The 21,016-nt window shown below is 40.0% G+C and carries 17 protein-coding genes; 7 read left to right on the plus strand and 10 right to left on the minus strand.

The features are described 5' to 3' along the window. Positions 1–175: 175 nt before the first annotated feature. Positions 176–1,801, plus strand: a complete 1,626-nt coding sequence (locus tag ACMX3D_RS09615; RefSeq protein ID WP_482751195.1) for a tetratricopeptide repeat protein — start codon at positions 176–178, stop codon at positions 1,799–1,801. 60 nt (positions 1,802–1,861) lie between these two features. On the opposite strand, the gene ACMX3D_RS09620 is transcribed toward ACMX3D_RS09615, so the two are convergent. From ACMX3D_RS09620 to ACMX3D_RS09645, 6 genes are all read right to left on the minus strand, one after another. After that, complete coding sequence (locus tag ACMX3D_RS09620; RefSeq protein WP_482751196.1) at positions 1,862–3,046, minus strand: FtsW/RodA/SpoVE family cell cycle protein; 1,185 nt, start codon at positions 3,044–3,046, stop codon at positions 1,862–1,864. A gap of 60 nt (positions 3,047–3,106) precedes the next feature. After that, the gene (locus ACMX3D_RS09625; protein ID WP_482751197.1) at positions 3,107–4,087 is read right to left on the minus strand and encodes a glycosyltransferase; all 981 of its coding nucleotides are present in this window, start codon (positions 4,085–4,087) and stop codon (positions 3,107–3,109) included. 110 nt (positions 4,088–4,197) lie between these two features. Next, complete coding sequence (locus tag ACMX3D_RS09630; protein WP_482751198.1) at positions 4,198–4,803, minus strand: FHA domain-containing protein; 606 nt, start codon at positions 4,801–4,803, stop codon at positions 4,198–4,200. 3 nt (positions 4,804–4,806) lie between these two features. Then, a complete protein-coding gene (locus ACMX3D_RS09635) occupies positions 4,807–5,481 on the minus strand; it encodes a hypothetical protein (protein WP_482751199.1) in 675 nt (224 codons plus the stop codon). A gap of 19 nt (positions 5,482–5,500) precedes the next feature. Next, entirely contained in the window at positions 5,501–6,094 is a 594-nt protein-coding gene (locus ACMX3D_RS09640) for a Uma2 family endonuclease (protein ID WP_482751200.1), read from the minus strand. Positions 6,095–6,168: 74 nt separating this feature from the next. Continuing rightward, entirely contained in the window at positions 6,169–7,026 is an 858-nt protein-coding gene (locus tag ACMX3D_RS09645) for a hypothetical protein (RefSeq protein WP_482751201.1), read from the minus strand. A 230-nt stretch (positions 7,027–7,256) separates the two neighbouring features. On the opposite strand from ACMX3D_RS09645, the gene ACMX3D_RS09650 reads away from it, so the two are divergent. Further along, positions 7,257–8,450 (plus strand): glycosyltransferase family 4 protein, encoded by a 1,194-nt coding sequence (locus ACMX3D_RS09650; protein WP_482751202.1) that lies wholly within the window; start codon positions 7,257–7,259, stop codon positions 8,448–8,450. 55 nt (positions 8,451–8,505) lie between these two features. Here ACMX3D_RS09650 and ACMX3D_RS09655 read toward each other — a convergent pair whose 3' ends face one another. Further along, positions 8,506–9,660, minus strand: a complete 1,155-nt coding sequence (locus tag ACMX3D_RS09655; RefSeq protein ID WP_482751203.1) for a glycosyltransferase — start codon at positions 9,658–9,660, stop codon at positions 8,506–8,508. A gap of 268 nt (positions 9,661–9,928) precedes the next feature. Here ACMX3D_RS09655 and ACMX3D_RS09660 point away from each other — a divergent pair, with 268 nt between their 5' ends. The 3 genes from ACMX3D_RS09660 to ACMX3D_RS09670 all read left to right on the plus strand — a co-directional run bounded on the left by ACMX3D_RS09660 (position 9,929) and on the right by ACMX3D_RS09670 (position 14,193). Further along, complete coding sequence (locus ACMX3D_RS09660; RefSeq protein WP_482751204.1) at positions 9,929–10,897, plus strand: DUF1822 family protein; 969 nt, start codon at positions 9,929–9,931, stop codon at positions 10,895–10,897. A 109-nt stretch (positions 10,898–11,006) separates the two neighbouring features. After that, entirely contained in the window at positions 11,007–13,340 is a 2,334-nt protein-coding gene (locus tag ACMX3D_RS09665) for a CHASE2 domain-containing protein (RefSeq protein WP_482751205.1), read from the plus strand. Positions 13,341–13,419: 79 nt separating this feature from the next. Further along, the gene (locus tag ACMX3D_RS09670; RefSeq protein ID WP_482751206.1) at positions 13,420–14,193 is read left to right on the plus strand and encodes a DUF928 domain-containing protein; all 774 of its coding nucleotides are present in this window, start codon (positions 13,420–13,422) and stop codon (positions 14,191–14,193) included. Positions 14,194–14,321: 128 nt separating this feature from the next. On the opposite strand, the gene ACMX3D_RS09675 is transcribed toward ACMX3D_RS09670, so the two are convergent. Next, positions 14,322–15,293, minus strand: a complete 972-nt coding sequence (locus tag ACMX3D_RS09675; protein ID WP_482751207.1) for a CobW family GTP-binding protein — start codon at positions 15,291–15,293, stop codon at positions 14,322–14,324. A gap of 246 nt (positions 15,294–15,539) precedes the next feature. On the opposite strand from ACMX3D_RS09675, the gene ACMX3D_RS09680 reads away from it, so the two are divergent. Then, complete coding sequence (locus tag ACMX3D_RS09680; protein ID WP_482751208.1) at positions 15,540–16,289, plus strand: SDR family oxidoreductase; 750 nt, start codon at positions 15,540–15,542, stop codon at positions 16,287–16,289. An 89-nt stretch (positions 16,290–16,378) separates the two neighbouring features. On the opposite strand, the gene ACMX3D_RS09685 is transcribed toward ACMX3D_RS09680, so the two are convergent. Both ACMX3D_RS09685 and ACMX3D_RS09690 read right to left on the minus strand, forming a co-directional pair. Beyond that, positions 16,379–17,440: a hypothetical protein gene (locus ACMX3D_RS09685; RefSeq protein WP_482751209.1), complete on the minus strand. Its 1,062-nt coding sequence runs from the start codon at positions 17,438–17,440 to the stop codon at positions 16,379–16,381. A 134-nt stretch (positions 17,441–17,574) separates the two neighbouring features. After that, the gene (locus tag ACMX3D_RS09690; RefSeq protein ID WP_482751210.1) at positions 17,575–18,870 is read right to left on the minus strand and encodes an APC family permease; all 1,296 of its coding nucleotides are present in this window, start codon (positions 18,868–18,870) and stop codon (positions 17,575–17,577) included. 353 nt (positions 18,871–19,223) lie between these two features. Between ACMX3D_RS09690 and ACMX3D_RS09695 the strand changes: the two genes are divergently transcribed. Then, on the plus strand, positions 19,224–20,966 hold the full coding sequence (locus ACMX3D_RS09695) for an iron uptake porin (protein WP_482751211.1): 1,743 nt from the start codon (positions 19,224–19,226) through the stop codon (positions 20,964–20,966). Positions 20,967–21,016: the final 50 nt, after the last annotated feature.

Below are 21,016 nucleotides of genomic sequence, written 5' to 3' on the forward strand. Positions count from 1 at the left end.
GACTACGGTGTACACACAAATGTTGCTAGAATGCCTATCCCGCCTCGGAATGAATTCCGAGTCTCATAGCAAAAGCGATCGCCATTCTCACCAATTTGAGGGATGCATATTTCCTGTTCAAGTCACTGTAATCTAAATACCAATATCAAAAAGCTTGAAGAACGGGAATCTGACTATGAGGTACTTATTTATAGTTTGGGTACTCATACTAACTTTAGCCTTTCCCAGTGAGGCACTTGCTCAAGCAAAACCCTCTTACACCCTAATTCCTGGCTTAGGAACGTACCATCATCCAGTTTCCACTAAGAATCCGGAAGCACAACAGTTCTTTGACCAAGGATTGAATTTAGTTTACGGCTTTAATCATGATGAAGCGGTGCGTTCTTTTCAACACGCGGCGGAACTCGACCCGCAAATGGCAATGGCATATTGGGGTATGGCCCTAGCTTTGGGGCCGAACATCAACGCAGTCATCACGACAGAAAAAGAACAAACTGCTTATCAAGCAATACAGCAAGCTTTGGCACTTTCTCCTCAAGCACCAGCTTCAGAACAAGATTATATTGCGGCTTTAGCAAAGCGTTATTCACCAAATCCTGATGCAGATTTGCACCAACTGCAAGTAGACTATGCCAAAGCAATGGCAAATCTCGCCCAGCAATATCCTGATGATTTAGATGCAGCGACTTTGTTTGCTGAAAGTTTGATGGATTTGCATCCTTGGCAACTTTGGACGCATGATGGTAAACCGCAAACTGATACAGAAGAAATTGTCGCTGTTTTAGAATCGGTACTGCAACGAAATCCTAACCATCCAGGGGCAAATCATTACTATATTCATGCGGTGGAAGCTTCTCTGCATCCAGAACGCGCCCTCGCCAGCGCCAAACGTCTAGAAACATTAGTTCCAGCCGCCGGACATTTGGTACACATGCCCAGCCATATTTATTTTCGCGTGGGAGATTATCAAGGCGCAATGCGGTCAAATGAGCAAGCGATCGCTCAAGATGTCGCCTACATCAGTAAAAATAAAATCCAGGGCATTTATTCTCAAATGTACTTTAGCCACAATATACATTTTTTGATGGTGGCTAGTAGCATGGCTGGTAGATACTATGATGCACTGCAAGCTGCGGAGAAATTAGTCGCCCATGCTTATTCTCTTGACCCGCATATACCTATGGTTGAGGGATTTTTGGGACATAAAATGCTGATACAAGCACGGTTTGGTGACTGGCAGGCGATTTTACAGACTCCTGCACCAGATGCGACTTTGCCCACAACCACAGCACTTTGGCATTTTACTAGAGGTTTAGCCCAGGCGGCTACAGGCAATCTTCAAGGCGCGGCTGATGAAAGCAGTGCAATGCAAGTTGCTATACAAAAACTGCCTGGTGAGGCGACTATTGGGTTTACTCCTGCTAGTCGTATTCTCTATATTGCGCAAAAATTTCTTGAGGGTAAAATTGCTAAAGCTAACCATGACTACGACTCGGCAATTAACTTGCTAGAACAAGCAGTAGCTGCTGAAGATGCCCTTGATTATGTAGAACCACCAGATTGGTATTTTCCCACACGGGAAGCATTGGGCGGTGTACTGTTAGCTAAGGGTGATTATGTCACAGCCGAGAAAGTGTTTCGTGCCGATTTAGAAAAATATCCCCACAATGGACGGTCTTTGTTTGGTTTGCACAAGAGTTTGCAAGCACAAGGTAAAGATGATGCAGTCCAACTGGCACAAGCAGAATTTACTACAGCATGGCAACACGCAGACACTCAGTTACAAGTAGAGAATCTCTAAACAAAAAGAGGGTGAGAGCGATCGCTCTCACCCTCTCTTGTATATTCAAGTAATGATGGCTTATGACTTACGACGCTGACGACCATTAGGCGGAGTTCTGCGTAAAGGAACTACTTCTGCTTCGTTACTTTCCCGCGCTACCCTAATGAGTAAGGCAGCAGCAATTAAGCTGGCAATCATCGAATTACCACCATAGCTAAACATCGGTAAAGGTAAGCCTGTAGTTGGTAAAGCGCCTGTAGCGACAGCGATATGCAATAAAGATTGTCCAATCATCACAATTGTCACACCGATCGCTACTAATCGATGAATCGGATTCTTGGCTTTCAGTGCCACTATTAATCCTAAAGTGGCGAATATCGCTAACATCAACAGTAGGGCGATACCACCTACAAAACCAAATTCTTCGGCGAAGACGGCGAAAATAAAGTCAGTATCTTGAATTGGTAAGAAAAACTGTTTTTGCTGAGAAAATCCATAGCCAGCGCCCCAAGTTTGCCCAGAACCAACAGCCAACAAACTTTGAACTAATTGGTAGCCGTCGCCTGTCGCATCTGCCCAAGGATTGAGAAAGGACATCACCCGCTTGCGCTGATACTCTTTGATACTAATACTGAGTACAGCTAATAATACTCCGCCTATTGCTGTTCCACCCAAATATTTATAAGGTAATCCAGCCGCTAAGGCAATGAGCCAAATCGTCATACCGCAAAGTGCAGTTGTACTCAGGTTAGGCTGGGCAAGAATTCCTAAAAGTACCAAACCAAAAATACCTATCCAAGTCAAGCGCACTCGCCAAGGTAATTGTTCCCATTGTCCAAACAGTCTGGCACTTTGCAACACTAAAAAAGGTTTAATTAATTCTGAGGGTTGAATAGGAATGGGGCCAATGGCTATCCAACGTGCTGCATCAAAAGCTTTTTTACCCAAGCCTGGAACGAGGGTTACGAAAATTAACAGTAAAAATATTCCTAAAAACCAATGGGATACCCGCAAAATTTTGCGTAACGGCAGATTCACAATAAAGTTGAAGGCAATTAGAGAAACTAACACCCAGATAATCTGACGTTTGAAGTAATATAATCCGTCACCTTGACGTGCGTCGGCAACTGGGTAAGATGCTGAATACAGCACAATCAACCCAAAAAATAGCCAAATCAAGGTCAACCACCGCAGCAGTCGCGCCTCTACAGCCCAGCTAGTAACAGAATTATCAAAAATTGGAATCAGTCGAGTTAGATTCACGATTCAGTACAGGTAAAGCTTAAAAATTCAGGTATAAACTCATAACTTATAACTTATAACTCAAATCTGATGTACTGCTTGCATTACACCGTTAATATAAGTTGATACAGATGAATTATTTTTTGGATCTACTGTGTCTAGAAGTGTACTGACGGTAGTAATTGCCTCTTGGATATTCTGCACACTGTAAGCTTTTTTGGCTCTTTTGGCTTGGCGATCGTACAAACGCTCAAAAGCAAATGCTATTAAGGGTACACCTACTGCGGCACATTCGTAAACTGTATTGTATCCTGCACCCCCAACGACAACATCAGCTGCGACTAGACACTCAATACCAGGATGGTGTGATACCCATAAAGCTTCGGGAAAATTTGCGGGACAATTTGCAGCTAACATTCTCACCGCACACTCTGGGAAATTTTGTTGTAAGTGTAAGGTGAGTTGGGCAAATAAAGACAACTCTAATGCTTTCCCAGCTGCACAAACAAGAATTGTTTTGATATCTGGGTCAACTTTTAGGATACGCGATCGCACACTAATTCTATCTGGCAATTCCTCAGCATTCCGAATCAACCAAGGTGCTGTATGCTGCACATTCGCTAAGTCAGCCAAAGGTAAATCTTCGCCTTCGCCTGGGACAATTACTGTATCGTAATTATTTTTTACAAAAGACCGCAAATTTTTGGCAGTTACATAGTCTGGGTTAATATCTCGATGTATGAAAATGCGGGGTATAGGCTGTAACGATGGTAAGATGTCTGCCAACTCACCACCTAAGCCTCTAGGAAAAGTATCAACTATCAAGCGATCGTAGCGAGTTTTCAGGATGATTTCTCGTACTTGCTGACAAGTTGCAGAAAAACCAGCTTTATCGGGAATCCAATGTACTGTGCAACCTTCATTATTTATTTGTAATGCGTAGGGACTGTTAGTAATAATCCTAACTTTTCTTTCTTTAGCTGCAATTCTCCCCAAGGATAAAGCACGATTTAGATGTCCCCAACCACCCCCAAGGGCGTAAATTAACCAAGTGTTAGCCAAATCTAAAGTATGAAGTCTAAAGTATGAAGGATGAAATTATCCCAGCCATTATGGTAATGAGAGATGTTCCAAACAATTCTTAATTTTATGCTTTATTGTTTTGTATCCTCTCAACTTGCACCCATATTAGTTTCAAAATCAGTATCTCGTTCGTTTTCTAAACTTATAGAATCAGCTTCGGTAAAGTCTACATTACCTGTTTCGGGGTCATAAGAATAGCGATCGCGCTCATGATAATAACTGCTACCCCAGGAGCGGTAACTACCATATTCGGGATAATAAGCATAATCATCATCGTATGACACATTACAGTCAGGGCAGTTTGTGCGATCAGTGCGTCCACAACGACGTTTAAATAAAAAGCCTACCATGCGATCGCATTCCCATTTTGTACTTTCAAAGTTGACGATAATTTCACAACTGCCAATTTGGATGCGATCGCCATTTTGCAGGATGCTATTCGTTAACTGCACATCATTAATTTTTATGCCGTCGCTTGTATTTTGGTCAATAATTGTTAACTCTTGATTTTGCCAATCAATCAAAGCATGGTAATCTGCAATTAAGTCATCTTCGATAACTATTCTAGAAACTCTTTGAGCATCAATTTGCTGTGGCATTGTCGAAAATTGTTTGCCAATAGCTACTGGTGTTTCCAACAATGGTTCTCTGCGATCGCCTGTATTTGGATCTACCCAAGTTAATTGTATTTGCAAAGTCTATTGTCCTCCTGTTAAATTGACAGCATAAGCCAAAGCCGCCTGCTGTTCGCGGTTGAGAACATCCAAACCAAAGCAAGCAAATGCAATAGGCGAAATCGTAGATTTTGTATAAAACACCGTTTTTTCTGATGGATTTTTTAAGGAAGTTTTACCTTCTTTAATTTTTATTTGGTAAACTAGCTGATTATTTGAATTTAAAATTTCCAACCCATTATTGCGTGGCTTAATTTGATAAACTATTTTTTTAGCAGCATCTTCTAATTGGTAATCACCATTATTCTGCCTTCTCAGAATATATAAATCTTGATTTTGTGCTGAGTTTTCTAGCTTCCAAGAGTTTTTTGCTGTTACTATATAACCTAAAGTTTTATCAGCAGCATTCTTAAATTTAACTTTACCTGATTTATCAGCTTTAATTTTAGCTATTTCTTGCTCTTTGCCATCAACTAATTTAGCTCCATCTGTTTGCTGTTTGAGAGAAAATAAATCTGTACCTCCCTCTGTTTTAACCTTAATTTTATCGGTTTTAGTAGCTACATTTGTTTCATTCACAGCTACAGGAGTACTGTTGGCTTGATTAGGAGTGACACTACTTTTATTTGTACTGCTACATCCCAAAATAGCAGTAAACAGAAAAACTAAAATAGAAATTTTTAAACCTATACTTTTCATTTATCTTTTAATACTCTGGCTAATTTTCTTCATCACTTTCAGCAAAATTCACTTGTTCGTAAAGGTCACTCAATGCAATTTTAAAATCAAGAGTTTGCATCAATAAAATTTCTGATTGACTTTCAATTTCAGTAAATAACCATTGACCTTCCGCCGTTTTTACATACTGCATAACATGATAGTTATATTGGTCAATTAAAATATATTCTTTAAATTCAGGGATTGAGCGATAATATAAAAATTTATCTCCTTGATCGTAATTTTTGGTCGATTTAGATAAAACCTCGGTAATTAAACAAGGATTCATTACAGTAGTTGTATTGGTTCCTGTATAAATAGGTTGCCCTGCAATTACCATTACATCTGGATAAGTATACTGGCGATATCGAGGTATCCATAACCGTACATCACTGATATAAATTTCATAATTTTGTCCTTTCAAAGCAAACTTTAAGTATGCATAAAGGTTACCTGAAATTTTATTATGATTGGTAGTACCACCTGTCATTGGAACGATTTCTCCATCACGGTATTCGTTTCTGAATTCTGCTTTCTCTTCAAATTCTAAATATTCTTCAGGTGTGTAATAGTTTTTTTTGATTTCTAATTGCATAACAAATCACCTATTTTAAATTTTCCCTAACCATTACAAGGCCATTCTAGAAAAAAATAGCTCCTATTGGCTACTTACTTAGACAAAGCCTTTGCTAAATTAAGTACTTGATAAAGGCTTAAAAACATTGCCGTAACTGTTTGATAAATTTCCTCTTGATTGTCCGCAACGTTTGGGGCAATTCTGACTGCGATCGCTATGGATTTATCTGTTACCCTTAAAGCTCGTAGATGAGATAGTTTTGGTAATTTTACTGCACTGCTAATTTCATCTTTGAAAATTTTTATCGCTCCATAGCGGCGCTGAGAATAATTAATATTTAAGTGAACATCTAATCCTACAGATTTAATTTTTGATTTGTATTTACTCTTACCACTACTACCACGCTTCCAGCCGTACTGCTTTTTAGATATAGCAGTCGCCGATAATTCAAAGCGAGTTTTATCTAAAAGCATTCCTTGGATATTTATCCATTCATGTTGATAATTATCTACTTGCCAACCAGCTTTAACTGGATGTGGTATTGTACTTATTTTATGTTCATTTTTTTCAATTGGTTGAAAAGACAACTGCAACCGAATATTAGCATTTGCATCCATATCTCTAGAAAGCATTTGCAATATTCTTTGCGTTGACTGGTAGCGATAATTAACAATGTTAATTCTGCTAAACTTAAATCTATTAACTAACGCATAAATAAAACCAATAATCAACCCAATAATAGCTATAATCAATAAAATAAATAACCAACCTAACAATCCAGTATTGGTAATTGCAACAGATACAACGATTATCAATACAATGGAAATAACGATTCCTAAAAAATAATAGAGTGCCTTTTTGCCATATTCCTTTTGTTTTAGCTCTGCTAGGTAATCAATTTCTGCTATCTCATGCAAGTCTGCTATCACTTGATTAACTGGGGCTTGCACTATATAAGTCAAGTTTTGGCGGAATTGTTTTAAATCAACGGGCATATTATTACAAAATCATCAACCTGAATGAGGTTGATTAGATTTAGCTGATTTTTTACTTTTATTCAATTTATTGAGTTTTTTGATAAATTGAAATTTTTGAAATAATTTTTAATAAATATATTTCCAGTTAACCGTTACTATACCAAAGCAAAAAAATAAAAGGCGATGGTATGATGTAGATATCTATGAGTCAACAAAAAATAGCTTATATCTCCTTTGATATTGTGCCAGCACCAAAAGGGGCAGCGATTCATATTACAGCTTTTTCTAGAACATTGGCAGCAGCCTTTGATGGCATACAGTTAGTAACAGTTTCGCCAACAGTAGAATGTATAGATGCACAAGAATTTTATCCACAAGTTATCCAAACAACGTTACCAGCTTGCGGGGATAATTTGATTCAGCGAATTTTGCACTTTCGCCATTGGTTAAGGCTATGGTTACAAAACAAGGAATTTGAGGCAATACACATCCGTTCAATTTACGAAGGGTTTTTCATTGCCAAAAATAAACAGAAATATTGTAATAAGTTAATTTTTGAAGTTAATGGTTTACCGTCAATAGAGCTAAAATACCGCTATCCAAATGTTGTTGAGGATCAAGAACTTTTACATAAGTTGTATGCTCAAGAGCAAATTTGTCTAGCAGCAGCAGATTTAATCGTTACGCCTAGTAGTATCACCTCTGAATATTTACAAAATCGCGGTGTATCAGCTAATCAAATCCGAGTCATTACTAATGGTGTAGATTTAGAGGTATTTACCTATTATTCAAAGATAGCAACTTTCAACAATAAGTCCCTAGAACTAATATATTTTGGTACACTTTCACCTTGGCAAGGTGTAAATTTAGCAATTGAAGCTTTAGCTTTGCTTAACCGAGATATTCCAGCATATTTAACTGTAATTGGACAAGTAAAAAATGATCAAATTAAGATTTTAAAACAACTGGCTGTCAAATTAGCAGTTGCAGATAAACTCAAGATATTAGAACCAATTCCTCAACAAGAATTGGTGAAATATATTCATGCTGCCGATGTAATTTTGGCTCCTTTAACACCAAACGATCGCAACTTAGTTCAAGGTTGCTGTCCCCTGAAGATTTTAGAAGGTATGGCAACAGGAACACCTGTAATTGCTAGTGATTTACCAGTAGTAAGAGAACTCGGAGAAAATGGTGTACATTTTTTGTTAGTTAAGCCAGGTTCAGCAAAAGCCATTAAAGATGCAATATTACACTTGCAAAGTAAACCAGAATTGGCAACCCAACTAGCCGCCAATGCCAGAAGCAGAATAGAACAGCATTACACTTGGAAAATTGCAGGAGAAGCTTTAATTGCTGCTTATACAGAATTAGGCATCAAACGTTCAAGTAAGTAAAAAGTAACAAGATAAAAGTAAAAAATATTTAATTTTGCATTTCTACTTTTGACTTTTAACTTAAAAGATGGTCAATAATAGTTTGAAGTTGCTGTTGTTCTTGAGCGATAGAATGTTCTGCAAGGATGCGATCGCGTGCTGCTTGAGAAATTTGAGATTTCTTTGTCATTGGCAGTGCCAAACATTCTAATACAGCATCACCCAGCTTATGTAGTTGCGATCGCGGCATGATAAAACCATTTTCACCATGTGTAATTACTTCAGGAATACCCCCCGCATCACTAGCAATACAACAACAACCACAAGCCATTGCTTCTAATAGTGCATTTGGCATTCCCTCCCACAGTGAAGGCTGGAGGTAAACATCACACAGCCGCAAATGTGCCGCAACTGCTTGAAGATGCGGCAAATGTCCTGTAATAATAATCCTCTCAGCATTTTCTGGTTGCTCAGTTGCATAAAATTGCAGCACAGATTCGTGAGAAGCCCGCACTTCACCAATAATTAATAAGCAAGCAGGATGCTGATTTCGTACCGTTGTCAACGCATTCAACAAAAATTGCTGTCCTTTCTTCTCCCGTAATTCTCCGCAAAACCCCAGTACTACTTCCTCTGGCGCAATTCCTAAAGATTCCTTACTAACTTCCCCCATCACTTGCTGCGGTGCAAAAATTTCTGTGTCCACCGCATTTTTCAACACCAACACATCATCCCTACCACTCAATAGCTGAATTTTGCGAGACATATCAGCACTCACAGCCGTAATTAGCTGAGTGTGTTGTAACGTCCATTGCAGGCGGGCAAAATCTCCTGGAGGAAACATTTCTTTATCAATATCATTTCCCCGGACACTGACAGTGCTGGCTATTCCTTGCAATGCGGCAAACCAAGTAGCTAAAAAACCACTAGGAAACAAATAATGTCCCCAAACTGCATCATACTGATAACAAGAATGTAACCATTCCAATACATTCAAAGTATGGGGCATAGTCATATCCCAGTGACGATATAGCCCAATACGATAAACACGAGACTGTGCATCTACAGTTTCTGGTGGTAAAACTTCTCCTGGTTGAAGATAACGACTCCATGTCACCACGTCAACTTCTACACCCAACTGACAAAGTGTAGTTACCAAACGTGTTGCACTCCTAGCTAAACCCCCCAAATCTGGGGTAAATCGTTCTGTAATTAAAAGCAAACGTTTCATAAAAACTCTGCGTATCCTCTGGAAAATGGGAATAGGGGTGTAGGGGAAAGATTTTTTTATGTTTGGTTGTGAGATTTTCTCATGAATAGCTGACTTGAAAATAGTGCTGAATACTGAGTAAAAATACTAGCCCCTAGCCTCTAGCCTCTAGCCTTTGACATCACAAAAATGTGCAGACATTTCTTTTGTTTTCTGATTTTGTGGCATAAATTTATTGAATGCGGGCGATAGATACTACAGCACCCTTCTGAACAGTAGGTATTACACCATGACTCCAACCACTCATAGAGTAGATGATTTAGGTATCAAATTGCCTATTACTCAAGCTGCTTGTACCATTGCTCAACAATTTGCTAATCAACAACCTACCCCCGCTAAAGCAGAACAAGTTCGACTGAACACATTAGCTGTGTGGGTGGTAAATGAGTATTTGCAAATGATGGAAATTCCTACTAACCTCAAAACTGGAGACAGTTGGAATCCCATAATGCAGTTATGTACCAACGCAGCAGACCTAGAAATTGCCTCAGTTGGTCGTTTGGAGTGTCGCCCTGTAAAACTGCATGAACAAGCATGTTTAATTCCCCCAGAAACTTGGGAAGACCGAGTAGGTTATGTTGTAGTGCAAATAGATGAATTACTGCAAGAAGCCAATCTCTTAGGTTTTACTCGCAGTGTAGACAGTGAATTTTTACCGTTGCATCAACTGCAACCTCTAGAAAAATTAATTGATTGCATCGCCCAGTTGAAAGCTTCTCCAGTTCAAACCTTAGTAAACTTAAGCCAATGGTTTCTTGGGCAAGTTGATGCTGGCTGGCAAACAGTGGAATCCTTGCGAGATTTGTTAGAATCTAGACCTGCTTATGCTTTTCGTGGTGGTATAACTACTGAAGAATCATTTGGCAATCAACAGCCAGTAGCTACTAAACGAGCAAAATTAATTGATTTGGGTATCCAATTAGATAACAGTCCCTTAATGCTGATTATGGAAATTAACCCAGAACAAAATCATAAAATCAGCATTCGATTACAATTACACCCCACAAGTAATCAAGTATATTTACCAGAAAGAGTCAAACTCACGGTATTAGATGAGTCAGGAGAAATATTTTTGGAAGCTCAAGCCAGAAGTGCAGATAATTACATTCAGTTGCAATTTCGTGGTGAAATCCAAGAACAATTTAGTGTGGCAATCTCATTAGATGATATGAGTATTCAAGAACACTTTATGATTTGAGAATTCAAGAGGAAAGAGAGGCTAGAGATTAAGGACTAGAGGCAAGTATTTTTACTCAGCACTCAGCACTCAGCACTTTAGCGATAAAATCCAAAATTGTTTGTCAGTCATGGCTAAGTTAGTGGTTTTGAAATTCGGAGACGCTAGTTTCAACCAAGGGTTTGCTGTTACGCTTCAGATTGGTGAAGAAAGCGATCGCCCGACAACAGAAATCACTGGTAGATTGCCCCCATGTCCAGAAATGCCGCTTTACTACACCCGTTGGCAATCGAGTTATCGTCAAACAGGCAACAGTTATCGTTTGGATGCTGAGAAAATTCAAGTAACAAATGTTTCTATCACCCAAAGTTGTCAAGACTTAGCACACGTTTTACAGGCACGTTTTAATACTTGGTTAAGAGCCGAAGAATTTCGCCCACTACGAGAAAAATGGTTAGAAAAACTACTGCCAACAGATGAAGTGCGAGTAATTTTACAAACAGATAATAGTCAATTGCAGAGATTGCCTTGGCATCTGTGGGAATTACTCGATCGCTATCCAAAAGCAGAAATAGCGATCGCTTCACCAACCTATGACTGTATTCTTCAACCCCGCACTCAAAACCTAAAAGTCAAAATTTTAGCCATTGTCGGTAATAGTCAAGGAATTGACACTCAGGCTGATTTAGCCATTTTGCAGCAGTGTCCAAATGTTGATATCACTTTTTTAGTAGAACCCCAACGTCAAGAATTAAGTGATTTTTTGTGGTTAAAAAATTGGGATATTTTATTCTTTGCCGGACACAGTTCCAGTCAAGGAAATGATATCGCCGGGCGCATTTATTTAAACAAAACCGATAGCTTCAGCATTAACGAGTTAAAATATGCTCTCAAGCAAGCCATTGAACGCGGTTTGCATCTGGCAATTTTTAACTCCTGTGATGGTTTGGGACTGGCGCGAGAATTGGCCGATCTCCAGATTCCCCAAATGGTAATTATGCGCGAACCTGTTCCCGACCAGGTAGCGCAAGAATTTTTGAAGTATTTTTTAACTAGTTTTTCTAGGGGAGAAACGTTATACCAAGCAGTCCGCCAAGCACGCGAACGCTTACAAGGCTTAGAAGATAGATTTCCCTGTGCGACGTGGCTACCAGTAATTTGTCAAAATCCTGCCCAAATTCCCCTAACTTGGCAAGAACTCACATCTACCGAAACGCCAGAAGTACAAATTATACCTGAACGCCCCAAATTTAAATGGAAATTAGGCTTATTCTCTAGTTTGGCGATGACAGGTGCAGTTTTAGGATTGCGGTTTTTTGGCATATTGCAAACTGCTGAACTGCAAGCATTAGACCAAATGATGCGATCGCGTCCTCAAGAACAACCCGATTCACGGCTGTTGATTATTACAATTGACGATACCGATTTACTCAATCAACGTCGTAAGGGTGAAGTGTTGAAAGGAACTTCCCTTTCCGAAAAATCACTTAATGCCTTATTAATAAAATTAGAACAGTACAAACCACGAGCGATCGGTTTAGATATTTATCGTGATTTTCCCGCAGAACAGCCAAATTTAAGGGCGCGACTACAAAAAACAGACAATTTGATAGGTGTGTGTAAGGGTAGCGATTCCACAGTCAACACTAAAGGTATTGAACCACCGCCAGAAATTCCCAAATCAAGACAGGGGTTCAGTGACTTCATCCAAGATGCTGATGCAGTAGTTCGTCGCCATCTGATGTTTTTCACCCCAGAACCCGCATCGTTGTGTCCGGCTGAGTATGCTTTTAGTACACAATTAGCATTCCGTTATCTGTTACCTTTGGGAATTAAACCGCAATTCACACCTCAAGGCAATTTGCAGTTAGGTAATGCCGTTTTTCCGCGTTTATCGCCTCGTAGCAGCGGTTATCAAGGTATTGATGCTAATAGCGGGCAAACCTTACTCAACTATCGTGCTACTAAGAAGATTGCAGAAACAGTCTCACTCACACACATTTTATCTAATCCAGTAAATCCCGATGCTATCAAAGATAAAATTATCTTGATTGGTGTGATAGCTAGAGGTGATTTTCCTGACCAATGGGCTACTCCCTACGGCAGTAGATTAGAGACAAAAATGCCAGGAGTTATAGTACAGGCACACATGATCAGCCAAATTCTCAGTGCGGTTTTGGATAAGCGACCTCTACTGAAAGTTTGGTCTCCTTGGTGGGAAATTACCTGGATTTGGAGTTGGTCTGTGGTGGGAGGATTGCTGGTTTGGCGGTGGCGGCGGCTACCCAATTTGTTATTAGCGGTAGGTATTACCTCCGGCATACTTTATTTTCTGTGTCTTAGTTTATTAATCTGGGGTGTATGGGTGCCTTTTGTTCCCTCAGCTTTATTGTTGGTTGGTACAGCAGGTGCGATTTCAATCCAAAATTGCAAATCAGACTTATGGCAAAAGTTGAAAAAATAAATAATTAAACGTCAATCAGAGCAGCCTCAACAGATACAATCATCAATCTCAGCCGGATAAAAACTGGAGTTTATAACTAATGAAACTACTTTTAGGATTAGCTCTGGGTTATGCAGGTTTTTTTGCTAGTCAGAACTTAACACTAGCAACACCAGTAGTCGCCACTCACCATAGTATGGCGGCTTTATCCCAAAAGGTGTATTTTAACCCACCCCCACCACCAAAAGACCCACCCCCTGGAGGCCGGGTGTTGGGTGGAGCCACACGCGGTTCTTGTCCTCAAGTCAAACAGGATTTAACTGCTTTAGTACCCTTTACTCAAGAACCGCCCTCAGTGACTAATGTCTGGTCATTAACTACAGCAACACACCCCACGTTTTGGTTTTATGTGCCGTATTCCCAAAATGTGACTAGTCCAGCGACGTTTGTGCTGCAAGATCAGGATTCAAACCCAGTTTACGAAAAAGCGATCGCTCCTCCAACTAATCCAGGAATCATGAGTGTTTCGCTACCAGATGACGCGCCTGATTTAGCTGTTAATCAACGATATCGTTGGTTTTTGACTTTTTCTTGCGATAAAGCAAAACAATCACCTCCTGTTTATGTTGAAGGGGTAATCAAACGAGTTAACCTCAGTCCAGAAATTACCAAGCAATTACAAACAGCAACACCTTTGCAACAGTTTGCCATCTATGCCCAAAATGGCATTTGGCACGAAGCACTCACAACACTAGCTAAACTAAGACAAAAAAATCCTCAAGACACAGAATTGAAAGCACAATGGCAAGATTTGTTAGTCAGCATCCACTTAGATGATGTAGCTAAAGAACCAATTGTCTCAGACAAACCTTAAAACAAGGGTGTAAGGGTATGGGGTGCAGAGTGCAGACGAAAGTATTGAATACTCAGCAACGCCAGTTGCTACAACGGAGGGAACCTCCGCAACGCACTGGCTCCTCAGCACTCAGCACTCAGCACTGTTTAAACAAGACAAGCCAAAAAATCTTGTTTGAGTTTGGCTTCATCCAAATTCCGACCGATAAAAACTAATTCGTTTTTCCGGGTTTCGGTGGGTTTCCAAGGTCTATCTGGTCTGCCATCAAATATCATGTGTACACCTTGAAAAACAAAGCGATTATCTTCCCCAGCAATATTTAAAATCCCTTTCATCCGAAAAATATCGGGGCCTTGAGTACGCAATAATTCCGTCATCCAAGCATGTAATTTTTCTCCATCCAGCGCACCTTGGGCGACTAACGCCACAGAATAAACACTGTCATCATGTTCGTGAGCATCTTCGCCTAAAAAATTCGGATCAATTTCTAAGGCGCGATTCAAATCAAAGGCTTGTACACCTAGTAACGCATCCATTGATAATTCTGAGTTGCGGGTGCGGTAAATTTTTGCGATCGCATTCATTCCCCGAATCCGCTTTTCTAATTCTTCTAGTTCTTCTGGTGTGACTAAATCAGTTTTATTAAGTAAAATCACATCTGCAAAAGCAATTTGTTCTTGAGCTTCATCTGCATCCCAATGTTGCCAAATATGCTTAGCATCTACCACTGTCACCACAGCATCTAGAGACAGTTTATTTTGCATATCCTCATCAACAAAGAATGTCTGAATTACTGGTGCAGGATCAGCTAAACCAGTAGTTTCAATTACTAAATGGTCAAACTTATCACGTCGCTTCATCAAATTACCGATAATGCGAATTAAGTCGCCGCGTACTGTACAACAGATGCAGCCATTATTCATTTCAAATATTTCTTCATCTGCATCAATAACTAATTGATTATCAATGCCCACTTCCCCAAATTCATTCACAATCACAGCCACTTTTTTACCGTGTTCATAAGTGAGAATGTGATTGAGTAAAGTTGTTTTGCCTGCGCCTAAATAGCCAGTTAAAACAGTAACGGGAACTGAATCGGTAATTACATCAGCCACCATATTATCCAAACCTCTTGTATCGCCTGAATGATAATCTCAACCATAATAAGCTGTTTTATATTTTTGTGCTAAGTTGCAGAAAGTTCAGGCTTTTACAAAAAAACAACTATCTTTAGTAAGATTTAAAAAAGATAAAATTAACCTGCAAAATCATTAAAAACTAGCCGATTTTCTAGGTTCAGACATTGTGATCTCATGGTAGATTCGCTCTGACCGCTGTCAGCATCTACCCCAAAGGAGAATTCAATGGTCAGCAGCACATCAAATGGCAAAATTGCATTGATTACTGGCGCAAACAAAGGTCTAGGATTTGAAATGAGTCGCCAACTTGCCCAGCATGGATTAAAAGTTCTGATTGCAGGTCGCAATCTCCAAGCAGTACAAGATGCAGCAACGAAACTTCAAGATGAAGGATTGCAAGCTGAGGCGATCGCACTTGATGTCAACAACAGTACCCAAATTCAAACAGCAGTTCAAGAAATTGGTGACAAATTTGGCAAACTTGACGTTCTCATTAACAATGCAGGGGTAATGTTGGATGGTGCATGGATAATCAGCAACGCCAGTTCCGTTTCCCTAGACATTATCCGCAAAACCTTCGAGACTAACTTTTTTGCCTTAGTCGAAGTGACTCAAGCTTTATTACCCTTGATTTTGAAAAGCCCAAGCGGTCGGATTGTCAACATGGCAAGCATTGAAGCTTCACTCACACTTCACGCCGATCCAAACTCGTTTATTTATGATGCCAAACCCTTTGCTTACAATGCTTCCAAAGCAGCGGTTAATTCCTTCACTGTTCACTTGGCACATGAACTACGCAATACTCCAGTGAAAGTAAACAGCGCCCATCCCGGTTGGGTAAAAACAGAATTAGGTGGCGAAGGCGCAATGATGGACATTACCGAAGGCGCAAAAACAGGTGTTCAGTTAGCAACTCTGCCTGATGATGGGCCAAGTGGCGGCTTTTTCCATTTAGGTGAACCTGTGGCTTGGTAGTTTTGTTGCTAAGATGCGATCGCTTCATAAAATTCTTCTAGCAATGCCGACAATTTACTAGCCAAAAAGAGACACTTTTCAAATAGGGCTTAACGGCGGTTTGTTTGTTCAGTTTCCTCTTTCTGCAACCGTTTTAGGATGTATTCATCCTGTGCTGACTGAATTTTAAACAACCTTTCTCTTTCTTTAGTAAGACTTTCCTGGTTCTGTTTAATGAGTTCTTTTTGCTCATTAATGGCTTGTTTCAACATATCGGCATTCTCTACATTTATTGAGCGCATTACATTACTCGCAAAGAAAACGACTGCTAAAGCTAAAAAAACAGGAACGACTAAAGAAGTATTAGATAATATCCAAATCCATTCGGCATTTTTACGGGCTTTGGAAATAGTAGTTTCTTTGATGATCTCTGGTGAGCGCTCCTCCGGAGGTTTTGAATCCGAAATATATGTCAATTTTTGAGTAAATTCTTCTTTTATAGAATTAGGAATTTGTAGATCATATGTCATTCGCTCTGACATTCTTGCAGGTATCGCGGAGGACAATCCATCTGGAATATAAGAATCTAGGAAAACTTGAAACGCATCGAAGTCATTTTCAAAGATGTTCGCTAATTGACTAACTCCACCAACATCAATTCCTAAAGTAACACTTGAATAACCAATAATTTTGGCTGAAAAAGAAATTTTTGCTATTGATTTTAATAATGCTAATTGTTCTTGATAATCAGAATAAATTTTATTTTGTTCAATGTTTTCTCGCTTAAATCGGATGAATTCAGTTATAGAATTCCAAGCATCATGAACCATTGATAAAATCCGCTCATCAATTGCAGCCTGTTCGTAACGTATACGCTGCTCTACATCATCAATTAGCCTACTCAATCTTTGAAGCTGTTCTTCAAATCTTGCAATTGACTTTTGATCGTGTAGAGCTTCCCAGGGATATATAAAACGATTTACTAAGGCATCTCTGAGTGAATTACTAAACTGATTTACTAATTTTGCTTCCAGTTCGTCTATTGAGTATCTTGAATATTCTTCACGGATAGGTGCCCAAAAGCGCTCTCGATTTAATGTTAATAAATCTTGATTTATTTGCTCCGTTTTCCATGCAATTCTCAACCTGATTGTGTTAATTTGTCTATTCACCTTTTAACTTCCTATTATGTAAAAAATTTAAGTATACTATGGCGTATCTATAAGCTACAAAATTAAAGACTTTGAGCTTCAAAATAGAAGACTCACCCCAACCTAGATTTTTTAAGCTGATTTGGTATAGAGTTTTACGCCAAAGATGATGTTGCTCGTCGGATTTTATGCCACACTAACCCAGCCACAATCAATCCTAAACCGACTTGCCAAATAGCAGACTCTACCCAAAAAGCTAAAAATAAACAAGATAAAAGACCCAACCAACCTACCCAAACGGGATAAAGTCTCTCTGAAGAACCCAGTTTGAGAGAAGCTAAATTGGTAATTGCGTAGTAAACTAAAACGCTAAAGGCACTGAAAGACCACGTAGTTTTAACATTACCTAAAAATACTAAAAGAGCGATCGCAATTCCCACCACAATCACCGCCCAGTAAGGGGAATTCTGTTCGCGGTTCAGTTGGGCTAAAAATCTCGGTGCATCAGAACGGCGACCCATTGCTAATAACACACGAGATAAGCCTAAAATCAAGTTCAACAGCACACCCAACATTGCTGTCATTGCCCCAATAGCCAAAACCAAAGCCACACCGGAACCTGCCACACTACGGGCGACAACTTCTAGAGGTGCTGCCTTACTTTGCCCTACGGTATCACTTAAAAAATCTGCACCTACAGCCCCAATGCCAACCGTTGCGACAACTATATATAACAGCATTGTCAGCAGTAAACAGATAATCATCGCTTTGGGAATTGTAACTCTAGGCGATCGCGCTTCTTCTCCCATTGTGGCAATGCGTCCGTAACCTGTATAAGCAACAAACATCAAGGCGCTGGCATGAAGTACTGCCCCTGGAGAACTGGTGAAAAAAGGTGTTAAATTTTCCACTCCCACCGTTGCTGCACGAGGTAAACAAACCAGAACAAATAAACCTAAAGACAGCAATGTTACCGAAACTATTACAGTATTAGCAGTATTAGAGCGTCGAATTCCACTCAACACAATTACTGTCATCACAATTACAACTAACACAGCCACAGGTATAGTCCAAGTGTTATCCCATCCCACAATATTGAGGAAGTAACCAGCAAAACCTAAAGCGGCAGTAGCAGCAGAAGCCGTTTTCGCTACCAAAAACATCCAACCTGCGGTAAACCCAAAAGCCGGAGTCAAGTACTTATAACCATATTCATAAGTACCGCCACTAACTGCATGATTAGCAGCCAACTGGGCGCTGTTCAAACCATTACAAGTGGCAACAATTGCCCCAATTATCACCGCCAGAATTACCGCTGGCCCAGCTATCCCCGCAGCAATACCAATACTGACAAATACACCCGTTCCGACAATTGAACCCAGCCCCATCAGGGTTGCACCAAAAACTCCTAACTCGCGTTTGAGTTGGGTTGGTGAATTGCTAACGGACATCTTTGGGATCTCCTGATTTAGATAATTTAGTGATGTAACGCTCATTGCTGAGGATACCACTACAGAAAGACAGCACAGACGCAAAATTTTGCTACATTTTGATGTGCTAAAAAGTATGCGATGTATAAACTACATCAAAAATATGCATTTTTGTAATTAGTGTTAGTACCTTAGTCTATTTGTTCTGATATACTGGAATGCTTATAAATAAATGCCTGTGGGCTTTTAAAGTATTTTTATACATTTAGAAATAAATTAAATTTATGTATAAATTGATACTTTTATAGAAAGTATTTAGACTTACAGTAATTGATACTAAAAAGCTTAGTAACATTACTGGAAAATTTAAATAAATGCCTGATATTCTGCGTCATTCATTGTGGTTAGCACCCATAGTTCTGGGATTGAATGCGATCGCTGCACCACAAGCATTTGCCAATCCTGCGACACAAATTCCTGCTCAAAACGATGTAGTTAATGAGACCAAAGTGGAAGGTTCAGAGCCAGAACAACAGAACGAGTTTCAGGCTCAGGTAACATCTGTTTCCCAACTATCTGATGTGCAACCTACAGATTGGGCATTCCAGGCTTTGCAATCATTGGTTGAGCGCTATGGCTGTATTGCAGGCTATCCAAATAGCACTTATCGCGGAAATCGCGCCCTCACTCGTTATGAGTTTGCCGCAGGTTTGAATGCTTGCCTGAATCGAGTCAATGAACTGATTTCTAGCAGTACAGCAGACTTAGTAACGAAGGAAGATTTAGCAACTTTACAAAAACTCCAAACAGATTTTGCCGATACACTGGCACAAGTTCGGGGACGAGTTGATGCTTTAGAAAATCGGACAGCTATCTTGGAAAGTCAGCAATTTTCCACCACCACCAGGTTAAATGGAGAGGTAATTTTTAGTGTAGGTGGTGTATATGGCGAAGATAGAGCGATAGACTCTGACCAATATAGAGCAGGAGCCACCCGTGGCGCACCTTTGACAAATAATACAATATTTAGCGATCGCATCCGGCTCAACTTTGTTACGAGCTTCACTGGTAAAGACCAACTGTTGACACGTTTAGAAGCGAACAACACCGTACTTTTTAATAACGCAGTTACGGGTACAAACATGACCCGCTTTTCCTGGGATGGAGACACTAATAACGAAGTCTTAGTGGGAAAATTATTTTATCGCTTTCCAGTTGGTGACAAACTCAACGTGACTGTGGATGCAATTGGAGGAGAATTCTACGACAACTTCAACAACTTTAACCCCTTGTTAGCATCAATTCCTTTGGGTGCTATTTCCCGTGCTAGTCGTTTTTCCCCCATTTACCGCGCCAGTAACAGTGGCTCTGGCGTTAATTTTGGTACAGGAGTGAGTGTTAACTACAAACTCAGCGACGCAATTACCTTATCTGGCGGTTATCTAGCCAGAAGAGCCAACGATCCTACTGCGGGAAAAGGCCTATTCGATGGTAGTTACGGCGCTCTAGCACAATTGGCATTCAAGCCTAACAAAGACCTTTCCTTGGGATTGACCTATGCTCACTCATACTTTAGTGGCGCTAATAATGATGTAGCAGTTTCCGGGTTGTACGGTGGTTCCTTTGCTGACCAACCGTTTGGTGCTGGCCCTGGAAGTACAGCGGCAAATCCCCGTGGGATTGCGACTTCTGCCAATCACTATAGTTTCCAAGCCAGCTATCGGCTGAACCCGAAATTTGTCTTGTCTGGTTGGGTGGGGTATACTCAGGCGATCGCAGAAACTACATTTTTACCAAACGTCAATCGTGGTGATAAAGCCGACATCTGGAATTGGGCAGTTACTCTCGCTTTCCCTGACTTGGGTAAAAAAGGTAACTTAGGGGGTATTATTTTCGGCCAGCCACCGAAAGTCACAGATAATGACTTTGGCACAACTAATAGTATTGCCCGCCGTGAAGATTCTGATACATCCTACCGTCTAGAAGCATTGTATCGCTACCAACTGAATGACAACATCTCCATTACACCTGGATTGTTGGTGATATTTAACCCCGAACATAACAGCAACAACGATACTATCTACACTGGCATCATTCGGACTACATTCCTGTTCTAGTTCTTGAGAAAAAAGTTAACTTCTCACATATTCAATCCCTCAAAATGAGG

Source organism: Anabaena sp. TISTR 8404, assembly GCF_056847745.1.

Coding starts and splice junctions, on each gene's coding strand:
- ACMX3D_RS09655 (WP_482751203.1), bottom strand. CDS start 9,660: ATGAAACGTTTGCTTTTAATTACAGAACGATTTACCCCAGATTTGGGG.
- ACMX3D_RS09670 (WP_482751206.1), top strand. CDS start 13,420: ATGAAACTACTTTTAGGATTAGCTCTGGGTTATGCAGGTTTTTTTGCT.
- ACMX3D_RS09680 (WP_482751208.1), top strand. CDS start 15,540: ATGGTCAGCAGCACATCAAATGGCAAAATTGCATTGATTACTGGCGCA.
- ACMX3D_RS09690 (WP_482751210.1), bottom strand. CDS start 18,870: ATGTCCGTTAGCAATTCACCAACCCAACTCAAACGCGAGTTAGGAGTT.
- ACMX3D_RS09635 (WP_482751199.1), bottom strand. CDS start 5,481: ATGAAAAGTATAGGTTTAAAAATTTCTATTTTAGTTTTTCTGTTTACT.
- ACMX3D_RS09615 (WP_482751195.1), top strand. CDS start 176: ATGAGGTACTTATTTATAGTTTGGGTACTCATACTAACTTTAGCCTTT.
- ACMX3D_RS09640 (WP_482751200.1), bottom strand. CDS start 6,094: ATGCAATTAGAAATCAAAAAAAACTATTACACACCTGAAGAATATTTA.
- ACMX3D_RS09665 (WP_482751205.1), top strand. CDS start 11,007: ATGGCTAAGTTAGTGGTTTTGAAATTCGGAGACGCTAGTTTCAACCAA.
- ACMX3D_RS09695 (WP_482751211.1), top strand. CDS start 19,224: ATGCCTGATATTCTGCGTCATTCATTGTGGTTAGCACCCATAGTTCTG.
- ACMX3D_RS09675 (WP_482751207.1), bottom strand. CDS start 15,293: ATGGTGGCTGATGTAATTACCGATTCAGTTCCCGTTACTGTTTTAACT.
- ACMX3D_RS09660 (WP_482751204.1), top strand. CDS start 9,929: ATGACTCCAACCACTCATAGAGTAGATGATTTAGGTATCAAATTGCCT.
- ACMX3D_RS09650 (WP_482751202.1), top strand. CDS start 7,257: ATGAGTCAACAAAAAATAGCTTATATCTCCTTTGATATTGTGCCAGCA.